The 13,194-nt window shown below is 52.7% G+C and carries 12 protein-coding genes and 2 pseudogenes; 4 read left to right on the top strand and 10 right to left on the bottom strand.

Going from position 1 to position 13,194, the window contains the following annotated elements; genetic code table 11:
• Nucleotides 1-123: 123 nt before the first annotated feature.
• Together ptsI and crr are read left to right on the top strand one after the other, a co-directional pair.
• A pseudogene (gene ptsI / locus O3W44_RS17610) lies at nucleotides 124-1,850 on the top strand (phosphoenolpyruvate-protein phosphotransferase PtsI).
• A 42-nt stretch (nucleotides 1,851-1,892) separates the two neighbouring features.
• The gene (gene crr / locus O3W44_RS17605; RefSeq protein WP_269294058.1) at nucleotides 1,893-2,393 is read left to right on the top strand and encodes a PTS glucose transporter subunit IIA; all 501 of its coding nucleotides are present in this window, start codon (nucleotides 1,893-1,895) and stop codon (nucleotides 2,391-2,393) included.
• Between the two features lie 65 nt (nucleotides 2,394-2,458).
• Here crr and O3W44_RS17600 read toward each other — a convergent pair whose 3' ends face one another.
• The 10 genes from O3W44_RS17600 to O3W44_RS17555 all read right to left on the bottom strand — a co-directional run bounded on the left by O3W44_RS17600 (nucleotide 2,459) and on the right by O3W44_RS17555 (nucleotide 11,162).
• Nucleotides 2,459-3,808 carry an ATP-binding protein gene (locus O3W44_RS17600; RefSeq protein WP_269294057.1) on the bottom strand — a complete coding sequence of 450 codons (1,350 nt, stop codon included), beginning with the start codon at nucleotides 3,806-3,808 and terminating at the stop codon, nucleotides 2,459-2,461.
• A complete protein-coding gene (locus tag O3W44_RS17595; protein WP_269294056.1) occupies nucleotides 3,805-4,485 on the bottom strand; it encodes a response regulator transcription factor in 681 nt (226 codons plus the stop codon). The genes O3W44_RS17600 and O3W44_RS17595 overlap by 4 nt, the downstream gene beginning before the upstream one ends.
• A 162-nt stretch (nucleotides 4,486-4,647) precedes the next feature.
• Nucleotides 4,648-5,529: a cysteine synthase CysM gene (cysM, locus tag O3W44_RS17590; protein WP_269294054.1), complete on the bottom strand. Its 882-nt coding sequence runs from the start codon at nucleotides 5,527-5,529 to the stop codon at nucleotides 4,648-4,650.
• Nucleotides 5,530-5,613: 84 nt separating this feature from the next.
• The gene (gene cysA / locus O3W44_RS17585) at nucleotides 5,614-6,702 is read right to left on the bottom strand and encodes a sulfate/thiosulfate ABC transporter ATP-binding protein CysA (RefSeq protein ID WP_269294053.1); all 1,089 of its coding nucleotides are present in this window, start codon (nucleotides 6,700-6,702) and stop codon (nucleotides 5,614-5,616) included.
• Entirely contained in the window at nucleotides 6,692-7,567 is an 876-nt protein-coding gene (gene cysW, locus O3W44_RS17580) for a sulfate/thiosulfate ABC transporter permease CysW (protein ID WP_269294052.1), read from the bottom strand. Before cysW ends, cysA begins: the two co-directional genes overlap by 11 nt.
• Nucleotides 7,567-8,400, bottom strand: a complete 834-nt coding sequence (gene cysT, locus O3W44_RS17575; RefSeq protein WP_269294051.1) for a sulfate/thiosulfate ABC transporter permease CysT — start codon at nucleotides 8,398-8,400, stop codon at nucleotides 7,567-7,569. Before cysT ends, cysW begins: the two co-directional genes overlap by 1 nt.
• Nucleotides 8,400-9,416 (bottom strand): sulfate ABC transporter substrate-binding protein, encoded by a 1,017-nt coding sequence (locus O3W44_RS17570; RefSeq protein WP_269294050.1) that lies wholly within the window; start codon nucleotides 9,414-9,416, stop codon nucleotides 8,400-8,402. Before O3W44_RS17570 ends, cysT begins: the two co-directional genes overlap by 1 nt.
• 190 nt (nucleotides 9,417-9,606) lie before the next feature.
• Complete coding sequence (locus tag O3W44_RS17565) at nucleotides 9,607-10,224, bottom strand: RpoE-regulated lipoprotein (RefSeq protein ID WP_269294049.1); 618 nt, start codon at nucleotides 10,222-10,224, stop codon at nucleotides 9,607-9,609.
• A 64-nt stretch (nucleotides 10,225-10,288) separates the two neighbouring features.
• A complete protein-coding gene (locus tag O3W44_RS17560; RefSeq protein ID WP_442954673.1) occupies nucleotides 10,289-10,741 on the bottom strand; it encodes a DUF2919 family protein in 453 nt (150 codons plus the stop codon).
• On the bottom strand, nucleotides 10,737-11,162 hold the full coding sequence (locus O3W44_RS17555; RefSeq protein ID WP_269294480.1) for a GNAT family acetyltransferase: 426 nt from the start codon (nucleotides 11,160-11,162) through the stop codon (nucleotides 10,737-10,739). The genes O3W44_RS17560 and O3W44_RS17555 overlap by 5 nt, the downstream gene beginning before the upstream one ends.
• Before the next feature lie 208 nt (nucleotides 11,163-11,370).
• Between O3W44_RS17555 and amiA the strand changes: the two genes are divergently transcribed.
• Both amiA and hemF read left to right on the top strand, forming a co-directional pair.
• The gene (gene amiA, locus O3W44_RS17550; protein ID WP_269294046.1) at nucleotides 11,371-12,222 is read left to right on the top strand and encodes an N-acetylmuramoyl-L-alanine amidase AmiA; all 852 of its coding nucleotides are present in this window, start codon (nucleotides 11,371-11,373) and stop codon (nucleotides 12,220-12,222) included.
• A 44-nt stretch (nucleotides 12,223-12,266) separates the two neighbouring features.
• A pseudogene (hemF, locus tag O3W44_RS17545) lies at nucleotides 12,267-13,171 on the top strand (oxygen-dependent coproporphyrinogen oxidase).
• The last annotated feature ends 23 nt before the right edge of the window (nucleotides 13,172-13,194 follow it).

Raw genomic sequence — 13,194 nt, 5'->3', positions numbered from 1 at the left:
GTGCAAACATCTTGATCGCGGACAACCTGTCCGCGATATTGCTTTCGTAGAGTACGTGTCCCACGACACGCAGCAATGGCACCGCACAGAGTCAATCAGCCATCGTGATTAAAAGGTAGGGTTATGATTTCAGGCATTTTAGCATCACCAGGTATCGCTTTCGGCAAAGCACTGCTGCTGAAAGAAGACGAGATCGTCATCAACCGCAAAAAGATTTCTGATGACCAGGTTGAGCAGGAAGTGCAGCGCTTCCTTGATGGCCGTAGCAAAGCGGCGATTCAACTGGAAGCAATTCGAGTCAAAGCGGGTGAATCCCTCGGTGAAGAGAAAGCTGCCATCTTCGAAGGCCACATCATGTTGCTGGAAGACGAAGAGCTGGAGCAGGAAATCATTGACCTGATCAAAAAGATCACGCGACTGCCGATGCCGCTGCGTATTCTGTCATTGATGGTCAGGCAAAGGCACTGGAAGAGCTGGATGACGAATACCTGAAAGAGCGTGCCGCTGACGTACGTGACATTGGTAAGCGTTTACTCCAAAACATTCTGGGTCTGCATATTGTTGACCTGAGCGCAATTCAGGACGAATCCATTTTGGTGGCAAAAGACTTAACGCCATCAGAAACGGCACAGCTCAACCTGAAAAAGGTGCTGGGCTTTATTACCGATCTCGGTGGACGTACTTCTCATACCTCAATCATGGCGCGCTCTCTGGAGATCCCTGCAATTGTCGGTACGGGTAATGTCACCACCTCTATCAAAAACGGCGATTTTCTGATCCTTGATGGCGTTAACAACACCATTTACGTCAATCCGAGCGAAGAGGTTCAGGAAGAGTTAAAAGCCGTTCAGACGCAATACCTGTCTGAAAAGCATGAATTAGCCAAGCTGAAAGATCTGCCAGCCGTCACGCTGGATGGTCATCAGGTTGAAGTCTGTGCCAACATCGGTACGGTCCGCGATATTGCCGGTGCTGAGCGTAACGGTGCAGAAGGTGTTGGCCTGTATCGTACTGAATTCCTGTTTATGGATCGCGACTCGCTGCCAACGGAAGAAGAGCAGTTCCAGGCTTACAAAGCTGTTGCGGAAGCGATGGGTTCACAAGCGGTTATCGTGCGCACCATGGACATCGGCGGCGACAAAGATCTGCCGTACATGAACCTGCCAAAAGAAGAAAACCCCTTCCTCGGCTGGCGTGCTATTCGTATCGCAATGGATCGCAAAGAAATTCTGCATGCTCAGCTGCGTGCCATTCTGCGCGCCTCCTCTTTCGGCAAACTGCGCATTATGTTCCCGATGATTATTTCGGTTGAAGAAGTGCGTAGCCTGAAAGCTGAGCTGGAGATCCTGAAAGCGCAGCTGCGTGAAGAAGGCAAAGCATTTGATGAGTCCATTGAAGTGGGCATCATGGTAGAAACACCCGCATCGGCGGTTATTGCTCGTCACCTGGCGAAAGAAGTTGATTTCTTCAGTATTGGGACAAATGACCTGACGCAGTATACTCTGGCGGTCGATCGTGGTAATGATTTGATATCGCACCTGTATAACCCAATGACACCATCAGTCTTGGGATTAATTAAGCAAGTCATTGATGCTTCTCACGCTGAAGGTAAGTGGACAGGCATGTGTGGTGAGCTGGCAGGTGATGAACGTGCTACACTACTGTTACTGGGAATGGGGCTGGACGAATTCAGCATGAGTGCCATTTCTATCCCAAGCATCAAGAAGATTATTCGTAATACACATTTCGAAGATGCGAAGGAGTTGGCGGAGCAGGCTCTGGCTCAACCGACAGCGGAAGATTTAATGAACCTGGTTAACAAGTTCATCAAAGAAAAAACGCTCTGCTGATCTGCGAGATGCTGGCCCCAAATTACTGCTTAGGAGAAGATCATGGGTTTGTTTTCTAAACTTTTTGGCGAAAAAACAGATAGCGCAGGGACAATTGATATCGTAGCGCCTCTGTCAGGCGAAATCGTGAACATTGAAGACGTACCAGATGTGGTGTTTGCAGAAAAAATCGTGGGTGACGGAATTGCGATCAAACCAAGCGGCAACAAAATGGTTGCACCGGTTGATGGTACCATCGGCAAGATTTTCGAAACGAACCACGCTTTTTCAATCGAGTCTGATAACGGTATCGAGCTGTTTGTTCACTTCGGTATCGACACGGTTGAACTAAAAGGTGAAGGCTTCAAACGTATCGCTGAAGAAGGCCAAAAGGTCAAAAAAGGCGATGTGGTTATCGAGTTCGATTTGCCGTTGCTGGAAGAGAAAGCAAAATCAACCCTGACGCCAGTTGTCATCTCTAACATGGATGAGATCAAGGACTTGATCAAGCTGTCTGGCCAGGTCACCGTCGGTGAAACACCGGTGATTCGCATCAAGAAGTAAGCGACATCAAATATGAAAAACGGCACCCTGGGGTGCCGTTTTTTTGCTTACTGTCAGCCTGCGCGTTACGACTGTTGCCAGCGTGGCAAGCGAATCGTCAGTTCCAGTCCCCCTTCCGGGCGGTTCACCGCTTTAACCTCACCGTGATGCGCCAGCACGACTTTACGTACGATAGCTAAACCCAGACCATATCCCTTTCCCATCAGCGGTGAATTCACCCGCACAAAGGGATCGAAAATACTGGAGAGCTTCTCATCATCAACGCCAGGCCCTTGATCGCGCACGCGAATTGCCAGCCATTGATTCTCGGCGCGCAAGCGCACCTGAATATGCTGTCCTGACATTGAGAAACGCAGCGCATTACGCAACACATTTTCTACACCACGGCGGATCAGCTCCGCATTGCCGCGCACGGTATAATCCGCGTTTTCATCTACGTGAAAATCGATTATTACCTTAGGGATCTGTGCTTCATAGCGCACGTCAGTTACCACTGCATGCAGCAAACCGGTCAGGTCAAAATATTGCTCATCCGGGATGCTTTCATGTTCAGCGCGTGACAGGGTAAGCAACTCGCCAATCATTTTGTCCAGCCGTCGCGCCTCCTCGTCAATACGATCCAGCGAGACATTTACGCTGGCGGGTGTTTGACGTGCCAGACCGGTAGCGAGCTGCAAACGCGCCAGCGGTGAACGCAGCTCATGAGAAATATCATGCAGCAGCTCTTCACGAGCGCGTACCAGGGTATCCAGTCGCTCAACCATCGCATCAAACGCCTGCGCCACATTAGAAAGCTCATCGTGGCGCTTACGCATCATGGGATAAAGCCGCACGCTTAAATCACCATCTGCCACGCGAGAAAAGCCTTCACGTAGCTGGCGCATCGGGCGTGTCAGGTTCCATGCCAGCAGCAAACTGAACAGCAGACCAACCGATCCGGCAAAAATAAACATCGGTTCAGGAATGTTTAGGAAATGACGCGGTAACTCCATGCGACTGTCTTCTCGCATGCCTTTCACGTCATAGCGCAGCTCGTACTCTTTGCCATCTGCGCTTTTTACCCAGCGCACAATGACATCCGGTATATGGCCTTCGAAAGGAGGATTAAATCCTTCTGGTAACGTTTCGCCTTGAGCGGGCTTTTGATGCTGAATGATTTTAAAAAACTGACGATCGTTAGGTTCCCAGTCCGCCATCATATCATCCAGCGAGGTCAGCCCACCTCGTTTCAGCACCGATACCGCAGAGGCCATCTGCAAATTCACGATGCGCCGAATAGCGACAATCTCTGGCGGTTCGTGACGATTTCCCGATAGCGAAAAACCCAGCCAGATTAACTGGCTGATAATGACGAACACGATCCAGAAGCCGATCAAAATCTTCCAGAACATGCGTCCGCGATAAATATAATTCATCGAATACGATAACCGATACTGCGTACTGTCTCTATATTGACGCTATCTGCTGTCAACGCGCTTAATTTTTGACGGATATTACTGATATGGACATCAACACTGCGATCGTAAGCTTCACGCGGGCGTCCTAAACCTTTTTCCGACAGCTCATCTTTCGACACCACCCGATCGGGCGCGCGCAGCAGGAGATCAAGCAGGTTGAATTCGGATGCAGTAAGATCAAAAGGTTTTCCCTGCCACTCAGTAATACGTGTGGCGGGATTGAGCGTCAGTTCGCCCCAGCGTAACGCTTCTTTTTTATCTGACTGCGGTGCCTGCTCTTCGAAACGACGCAATACCGCACGCAAACGCGCCACCAGCTCACGCGGATAACACGGTTTTGGCACGTAATCATCAGCCCCCATTTCCAGACCGATAACGCGATCAATGTTGTCGCCTTTTGCCGTCAGCATAATGACTGGCAGGCGGCTGTTCTGCCGAACCTGGCGCAGCACATCAATGCCGCTCATATCGGGCAGCATGATATCGAGGATCATGGCGGTATATTGGCCGGAAAGCGCGCCTTCGATACCCGCGCTTCCGGTTAAAACCAGTTGTGCATCAAAGCCTTCCGCAATCAGGTATTGGCTTAACATCGTACCCAGTTCTACATCATCATCAACCAGCAGAATTTTCATTTTTATCTCTCGTACAAAATTGCGGCTATTTTGTCCTGAGCCAGCGTCGGGCGCAGCCTGTTTTACGCGATCCTTACAGATTTAACGGCAGCGTATTCTCAGGCAGACTATAGACAAAAATGGCCGGTCGCGGTGCGGCAAGCCATTTATCAGGGAAGGGATTTATTGATAGACGCCCGTGGAGAGGTAACGGTCGCCGCGATCGCAGATAATCGCCACAACCACGCTGCCCGGTTGCGCTGTCGCAATACGTAAAGCACCGGCCACCGCGCCGCCTGAACTGACGCCACAGAAGATGCCTTCGCGCCGCGCCAGCGCCCGCATGGTCTCTTCTGCTTCGTGCTGAGACATATCCATCACGTCATCAACTAAATCGGGGCGATAGATGCCCGGCAGATAAGCCAGCGGCCAGCGACGAATACCGGGAATGCTGCTGCCCTCGCTCGGCTGTAAGCCAATGACTTTAACGCCCGTTTTATGCTCTTTGAGATAGCGTCCCACACCGGTAATGGTGCCGGTGGTGCCCATACTGGAGACAAAGTGAGTCATGCGCTGACCGGACTGTTGCCATAATTCTGGCCCGGTGGTCTGATAATGACCTAACGGGTTATCAGGATTGTTGAATTGATCTAACACGAAGCCTTCTCCGCGTGACGCCATCTCCTGCGCCAAATCCCGTGCGCCTTCCATGCCCTGCTCGCGGCTGACTAACACCAGTTCTGCGCCGTAGGCACGCATGGCTGCCTGACGTTCCTGGCTCATGTTATCGGGCATCAGTAAGCGCATGTCATAACCTTTCATCGCGGCAATCATTGCCAGCGCAATGCCGGTATTACCGCTGGTGGCTTCAATCAGCCGATCGCCAGGTTTGATGTCCCCGCGCAACTCAGCCTGATGAATCATCGACCAGGCTGCACGATCCTTCACCGAGCCAGCCGGATTATTTCCTTCCAGCTTTAGCCAGACTTCACTGCCGTTAGCAGGCGTCAGGCGCTGTAATTTGATCAGCGGCGTGTTGCCGATGGTATCTTCAAGTGTTGTCACACTGCGTTTCCTGGTCAGGTAGGAAAAAGAATTAAAGCAAAAAAAGGGCGGGATTTATTCCCGCCCTGTGATTGAAAGAAAATATCAGGCACTTTCGGCAAAGGCAACAGCGCGCAGTGGGGTATTACCCTGATAAAGCCGCGCCTGTTGTAATCCAACGTAGAGACGTTCGCCGCGAATCGGCGCTGCCTGCTCGCCGTCAAACACCAGCGAGAACGGCTCGCTCTGCCAGCCGCCTGGCTGAACCACCAGCTGCCAGAAATGACCGCGTGGGCTGACTTCGAGAATGTGTACCGGCAGCGGCGTTTCAAGGCTGCTTTGACGCGAGGCGTTGATCTCCCAGGGGCGCAGGAACAGATCGACCTTACCCTGATGCGCGGGGGTATAGCCCAGCGGCCAGTGGTGGGCACCAACGTGGAACTGCGAACCGTGCACTTCACCGTCAAAGCGGTTCACTTCACCCAGGAACTCCAGCACAAAACGGGTAGCCGGATCGCGCCAGACCTCATCGGGTGTGCCAACCTGTTCGATATTGCCCTGACTCATGACCACAATACGATCGGCGACTTCCATCGCTTCTTCCTGATCGTGAGTAACAAACACGCTGGTGAACTTTAACTCTTCATGGAGCTGACGCAGCCAGCGACGCAGCTCTTTGCGCACCTGCGCATCCAGTGCGCCAAAGGGTTCATCCAGCAGCAGAATTTGAGGCTCTACCGCTAACGCACGCGCCAGCGCCACACGCTGCTTCTGACCACCCGAAAGCTGAGCCGGGAAACGGTTTGCCAGATGAGCAAGCTGTACCATCTCCAGCAAACGCATCACGCGCTGTTTGATTTCAGCGGTTGACGGGCGCTCACGACGCGGCAGCACCGTCAGGCCAAAAGCGATGTTGTCGAACACCGTCATGTGGCGGAACAGCGCATAATGCTGGAAAACGAATCCAACCTGACGATCGCGCGCATGTAAGGTGCTCACGTCTTTGTTGTGGAAACGGATCTGCCCGCTGTTTTGGTGCTCCAGGCCTGCGATAATACGCAGCAGCGTGGTTTTACCCGAACCGGATGGTCCCAGCAGCGCCACCATTTGGCCAGAAGGAATATCCAGAGAGATATCGTTCAGCACCGGTGTGCGACCAAATGATTTATTGATCTGGTTAATCTCAATGCTCATGATTTTCCTCCTGTTGCAAACGCGAGTGCTGTTGCTCTAAGCGCCATTGCACAAAACTTTTCAGAAACAGTGTCACTATGGCCATCAGGGTCAGCAGCGCGGCCGCCGTAAAGGCGCCCACCGTGTTGTAATCCTGATGCAGTAATTCAACCTGAAGCGGTAAGGTATAGGTTTCACCGCGAATCGATCCCGAAACCACCGAGACCGCACCAAATTCACCAATCGCGCGGGCATTGGTCAGCACCACGCCATACAACATTGCCCAGCGAATGTTAGGCAGCGTCACGCGGCGAAACATCTGCCAGCCTGAAGCGCCGAGTAAAATGGCGGCTTCATCTTCCTGGCTGCCCTGGCTCAGCATCACCGGCACCAGTTCACGCACCACAAACGGACAGGTCACAAATACCGTTGCCAGCACCATTCCCGGCCAGGAGAACATGATTTGAATGCTATGTTCGTCCAGCCAGCCGCCTGCCGGGCCGTTGATGCCCCAGAACAGCAAATACATTAAACCTGCAACAACCGGCGAAACGGCAAACGGAATGTCAAACATCGTCAGCAGCAACTGGCGTCCTGGGAAAGTGAAGCGTGTCACCAGCCATGCCAGCAGCGTACCGAATACCAGATTGACCGGTACGGTAATCAACGCAACCAGCACTGTCAGCCAGATAGCGTGCAACATGTCGCTGTCGGTCAGGTTGCTGAAGGTCATGCCCAATCCCTGACTGAGCGCCTCATAGAATATGGAGGCCATCGGCACCACCAGCAGCAGAATGGAGACCAGCGCACCGATGCCAATTAACAGCCATTTACCCCAGTTAAACGGCTGGCGGTCGGCATGATTAAGTTGCGTAATCTCAGCCATTAGTGACCTCCCAAACGGCGACCAAAGCGGCTCTGTAAGGTGTTGATCGCGAACAGCAGCAGCAGCGAAGCTGCCAGAATCACCGAGGCGATGGCGCTGGCTGCCGGATAGTCAAACTCTTGCAGACGCACGAAAATCATCAGTGAGGTCACCTCGGTTTTCCAGGCGATGTTACCGGCAATAAAGATAACGGCGCCAAACTCTCCCAGGCTGCGGGTAAACGACAGTGCCGTTCCGGCCAGCAGCGCAGGTGCAACTTCCGGCAACACCACGCGGCGAAAGCTCTGCCACGGCGTCGCACCCAGCGTCTGAGCCGCCTCTTCATACTCCGGGCCTAACTCTTCCAGCACCGGCTGTACGGTACGCACCACAAACGGAATACTGGTAAACGCCATAGCGATAGCGATACCAATCCAGGTGTAAGAAATTTTAATGTCGAAATGGGCAAACCACTGACCATACCAACCGTTGACTGAAAACAGCCCCGCCAGCGTTAAACCGGCCACGGCAGTGGGCAATGCAAACGGCAAATCCATCAGGCCATCAAGAATGGTACGGCCTGGAAAACGATAGCGGGTCAGGATCCACGCCATCAACATGCCAAACACGGCATTGAACAGCGACGCCACGCCAGCAGAAAGCAGGGTGACCTGATAAGCAGCAATCAGCTGCGGATTGGTGATCACATCCCAGTATTGCGCCAGCGTCATCTGCGAAAGCTGCATGATTACCGCGCTGACAGGCAGCAGCAGGATCAGGCAGGTAAACAGCAGGCTGGTGCCAAGACTGAGACCGAAGCCGGGCAGAACCCGTTTTTGGCTGGCTGCAAACATTATCTGCGCCCCGCCGCTAACAATTTATCGAGTTCGCCACCGCTGACGAAATGCGTTTTCATGACGTTATCCCAGCCGCCAAAGGTCTCTTCGACGCGGAACAGCTCAGTCTGCGGAAAGCGATCTTTCTGCTCGGCCATCAGTTGAGGATTGTTCACGCGGTAATAGAATTGAGTGATAATTTTCTGCGCTTCTGGCGTATACAAATAGTTCAGGTAGGCTTTCGCCGCGTCGGCGCTGTTATTGTGCTCAACGTTTTTATCGACCCATGCCACCGGGAACTCAGCCAGAATATCGGTTTTAGGCACCACCACTTCGTACTCATCTTTACCGTACTGATTGCGGATGTTGTTCACTTCTGATTCAAAACTGATCAACACATCGCCCAGGTTACGTTCGGCAAATGTTGTGGTCGCTCCGCGACCACCGGTATCAAACACTTCAACGTTTTTCAGAAACTGCGTCATAAAGGCTTCTGTTTTCGCCTTATCGCCGCCGTTTGCTTTGTTTGCTGCGCCCCAGGCGGCCAGATAGGTGTAGCGACCATTACCGGACGTTTTAGGATTCGGGAAAATCAGCTTCACCTCTTTGCGGGTCAAATCTGCCCAGTCATGGATCTGCTTTGGGTTTCCTTTGCGCACCAGAAACGCCATGGTGGAGTAAAACGGCGAGCTGTTATTGGGCAAGCGCGTTTTCCAGTCAGCCGCAATCAGCTTGCCTTTGTCGTGCAGCACCTGCACGTCAGTAACCTGGTTGTAGGTCACCACGTCCGCACGTAGCCCTTGCAGGATGGCTAACGCTTGTTTGGATGAACCGGCATGAGACATTTTGATCGACAGCTTGTCGTCCGGATGGCTGGCATCCCACTGTTTTTCGAATGGCGCATTCAGGGCAACAAACAGCTCACGTGAAACATCATATGAGCTGTTGAGCAATTCAGTTGCGTTAGCTGCGCCTGCCAGGCTCAGCGACAACGCGATACCGCTAACGATTTTTTTCATCGCTTGATAAGTCATTTGGCACCCTGAAAAAGTGTGATGCGGATTCCACCCGCTGTTTCACCAGTTTATTTATAACTCAGGGAAAACCAGTAACGGTTTTATATATCGTTTGATGATTTCAAAGTCGAAAAAGGCATAAGCCAGCGGCAATCTTTATGAAGCATTTGGGAAAGGAAAAACAGGCAGATTTCTCTGCCCTTACGCCTTAACGCCGCCAGATAATTTTGCTCATTTTCCAGCTTTTCAGCGTATCGTCTGACGGCATCAGACCTTCTGGCCCATGCCATTCACCGCTGTAGACATAGCGCAAATGCTCACTGGCGGGCACACGACATTCAACGTCACGGTTATCCAGCCCGGCACTCAGCGTACAGTTGTTGTAAGCTTTGCTGTATTTGTCGCCAAACGCATCACCGATTTTACTGCCATCGCTGCTGGTGATGTTCCTGTCCATCACCTCAATACGTTCAACCTGACTTTGACCGTAAATTACCAGCTGAACTTTGTCATCTTCCCGCGCCTGCCAGAAAGAGACCACCTGGCCATTTTGGCTGCGCATACCCTGACGTAAATCATATTGGCCGTTCAGTGCCTCTTTAATCGCGCTTTCTGTCATGGCGGTTGTCGCGTTAAGGCCACCAACGCCCTGATCTGTTACCGTAAGGGAGGCACCAAACCAGTTCCACGGCAATGCGGAAGACCAGTGATAACTTAATGGATTCCACCAGCTCACCTGTTGACTGCTGTCAGTGCCGGAGCCGGAACTGGCGCAACCGCCCAGAGTCACGGCGGCAATCAGTAGCGTGGAACGAACAGCTTTCATGGAAACTCCTGTTAATAACATGCCCGATGGCGAAACTGATTGGAGTCGCAAAGCGACAAAAAGTTTATTCCAAATGTTCTGGCACAAAGCAGTCACGCAACCGGTGATTAAACTGAAGCCAGCCGAGCGCCAGCAAATCAAACAGCGACAGCAGCAGCGGCAAGGGTGAGCTGAGCAGATCGCCCTGCACAAACTGAACGCCTTGCCACAGCAAATTAACCAGCAGTGACAGCACCAGTACGCTCTTCCAGGCGCGCCATAATCGTGGCCAGCGCAGGCGGTAACCGGTGAGTAACAGCCCCAACAGCGCAGGCGCACCGAGTGCCAGCCCGATCCAGAACGCCTGCCTGTCGGGATAGAACAGTGCCAGCAGATCGTTGCCCTGCTGTCGCGATGCGCCAGCCATCACCAGCAGTAACCAGGTGCGCGCCTGCAATAACAGGATCAGCCAAAGAAACGGCAGCCGAAGCTGCCCTTTGCCGTCATATTCATCCGGCAGATATTTGTGTCCGTTAATACTCACGATCTTCGATCAACCGTTTGCCCAGCAGCATCGCGTCCACGGGCTCGTAATCGAGCTTCTCATAAAACGCGACCACCTGATCGTTCTCTTCACGCACCATTAAATGGATTTTCGGGCATCCCCGCGCAATCAGCTTTTTCTCCAGGCGGTTCATGAGCGCATTGGCGAAGCCGCGTCCCTGATAATCGGGATGGACCGCCAGATAATAGGCAGAGCCACGGTGGCCGTCGTAGCCGCCCATCAGCGAGCCGACCACTTCGCCGCCGACTTCAGCCACCAGGAAAAGCTCTGGGTCGTGATTCATCTTTCGTTCGATATCCAGTTCAGGATCGTTCCATGGGCGTAACAAATCGCAACGCTCCCAAAGCGTAATCACTTCTTCAAAATCTTCCTGGCGGAAGGCGCGGATTTCCATCATCTTTACCTGCAAATAACCACAATTTGCTGATTATCACGCATTTTTCATATCGCGCAACCTTTGACAGCCGGGGCCTGGCGAAAAAATGTGGATTTTTTTGTTAGCGGGCTGAAATACAAAGTAAAGCCCTGAAATGGTTCCGTACTCGCGAGCGGCAGAACGTTACGATATAACACCCGGCACGATTCTCTCCAGGGACCTGCTCATGAAGTTACTCAAGCATTTGACCACCCGCCGCCAGCTGTTGCTGTCTGGAATGGCGCTGGCCGTTTTGTCGCCACGCGCCGTGATGGCAAAAGAAGATAATGGCACGCTGCCTGTTTCAGCACGTCACACGCCGCCTGCGCCAGCCGCGAAGAACGGCAAGCGCATCGTGATGATCGATCCGGGCCATGGCGGGATTGATTCTGGCGCGGTTGGCGAAGCGGGAGCGGAAGAGAAACATATCGTGTTAGAGATTGCTAATAGCGTGCGGCAGCAATTGCAGGATCATGCTCATATAGACGTGCGCCTGACGCGCGACAGCGATCACTTTATTCCGCTTTATCAGCGGGTGGAAATTGCGCATCAACACGGTGCCAGCCTGTTTATGTCAATTCATGCTGACGGCTTCACCAGCCCCGACGCTAACGGTGCGTCGGTTTTTGCCCTCTCGAATCGGGGTGCCAGCAGCAGCATGGCGCGCTATTTGTCCCAGCGAGAGAATGACGCCGATAAAATTGGCGGCGCAAAAATCGCGCAGCAGGATCACTATTTGCAGCAAATTCTGTTCGATCTGGTGCAAACCGACACCATTAAAAACAGCCTGACGCTGGGTAAACATGTGCTGGATCAGATCCGTCCGGTACACCATTTACACAGCCAGCACACCGAGCAGGCGGCATTTGCAGTATTAAAGTCGCCATCGATTCCGTCGGTGCTGGTGGAAACCTCTTTTATTACGAATCCTCGCGAAGAACAATTGCTCGGCACACATGCGTTTCGGCAAAAAATTGCCAGCGCCATTGCGGAGGGTATCGTTAATTACTTTGATGAGTACGATCGCCGCAGGGCGTAATTGAGTATAATCAGGACAATATTTTAAAAGAGTAAGCGAATAATATGCCTGATATTTCCCGCGTAAAAGCCTTTCTGCTGCAATTGCAGGAGGATATTTGTCACCGTCTCGCTGCTGAGGACGGCGGCGCGCAATTTGCTGAAGATAGCTGGCAGCGGCCTGGCGGTGGCGGCGGGCAAAGCCGCGTATTGCGCGATGGCACGGTGTTTGAACAGGCGGGCGTCAACTTTTCTCACGTGCATGGTGACCAAATGCCCGCTTCCGCAACGGCGCATCGCCCTGAACTGGCGGGACGCAGCTTCGAAGCAATGGGGGTGTCGTTGGTTATCCACCCGCGCAATCCTTATGTGCCGACGTCACATGCTAATGTGCGTTTTTTATCGCTGAGAAGCCGGGTGCTGATCCGGTGTGGTGGTTTGGCGGTGGCTTTGACCTGACGCCTTTCTACGGCTTTGAAGAGGATGCGATTCACTGGCATCAGACTGCGGCGGATTTGTGTCAGCCGTTCGGTGAGAATGTCTACGCGCGTTATAAAAAATGGTGCGATGACTATTTCTATATCAAGCATCGCGATGAACAGCGCGGCATTGGCGGGCTGTTTTTTGACGATCTCAACACCCCCGATTTTGAACACTGCTTTAGCTTTATGCAGGCGGTGGGCAACGGTTTTATGGACGCTTACCAGCCAATTGTGGCGCGACGCAAAGATCACCTTTGGGGCGAGCGCGAGCGCAATTTCCAGCTCTACCGTCGCGGACGCTACGTAGAGTTTAATCTGGTGTGGGATCGCGGCACGCTGTTTGGTTTGCAGACCGGTGGTCGCACCGAATCGATCCTGATGTCGATGCCACCGCTGGTTCGCTGGGAATATGATTACCAGCCTGAACCGGATTCAGCAGAAGCCGCGCTGTATCGCGATTTCCTGCCGGTTCGCGACTGGATTAAATAGCGAATCGCCAAAATAGTTGACGC

This window comes from Pantoea sp. LMR881 (assembly GCF_027157825.1).
Lineage (GTDB): Bacteria > Pseudomonadota > Gammaproteobacteria > Enterobacterales > Enterobacteriaceae > Pantoea > Pantoea haifensis.
This window is presented reverse-complemented; position numbering and strand designations above follow the sequence as displayed.

Coding starts and splice junctions, on each gene's coding strand:
- cysA (WP_269294053.1), bottom strand. CDS start 6,702: ATGAGCATTGAGATTAACCAGATCAATAAATCATTTGGTCGCACACCG.
- O3W44_RS17555 (WP_269294480.1), bottom strand. CDS start 11,162: ATGGAAATCCGCGCCTTCCGCCAGGAAGATTTTGAAGAAGTGATTACG.
- O3W44_RS17570 (WP_269294050.1), bottom strand. CDS start 9,416: ATGACTTATCAAGCGATGAAAAAAATCGTTAGCGGTATCGCGTTGTCG.
- crr (WP_269294058.1), top strand. CDS start 1,893: ATGGGTTTGTTTTCTAAACTTTTTGGCGAAAAAACAGATAGCGCAGGG.
- O3W44_RS17600 (WP_269294057.1), bottom strand. CDS start 3,808: ATGAATTATATTTATCGCGGACGCATGTTCTGGAAGATTTTGATCGGC.
- amiA (WP_269294046.1), top strand. CDS start 11,371: ATGAAGTTACTCAAGCATTTGACCACCCGCCGCCAGCTGTTGCTGTCT.
- O3W44_RS17595 (WP_269294056.1), bottom strand. CDS start 4,485: ATGAAAATTCTGCTGGTTGATGATGATGTAGAACTGGGTACGATGTTA.
- cysW (WP_269294052.1), bottom strand. CDS start 7,567: ATGGCTGAGATTACGCAACTTAATCATGCCGACCGCCAGCCGTTTAAC.
- cysT (WP_269294051.1), bottom strand. CDS start 8,400: ATGTTTGCAGCCAGCCAAAAACGGGTTCTGCCCGGCTTCGGTCTCAGT.
- O3W44_RS17565 (WP_269294049.1), bottom strand. CDS start 10,224: ATGAAAGCTGTTCGTTCCACGCTACTGATTGCCGCCGTGACTCTGGGC.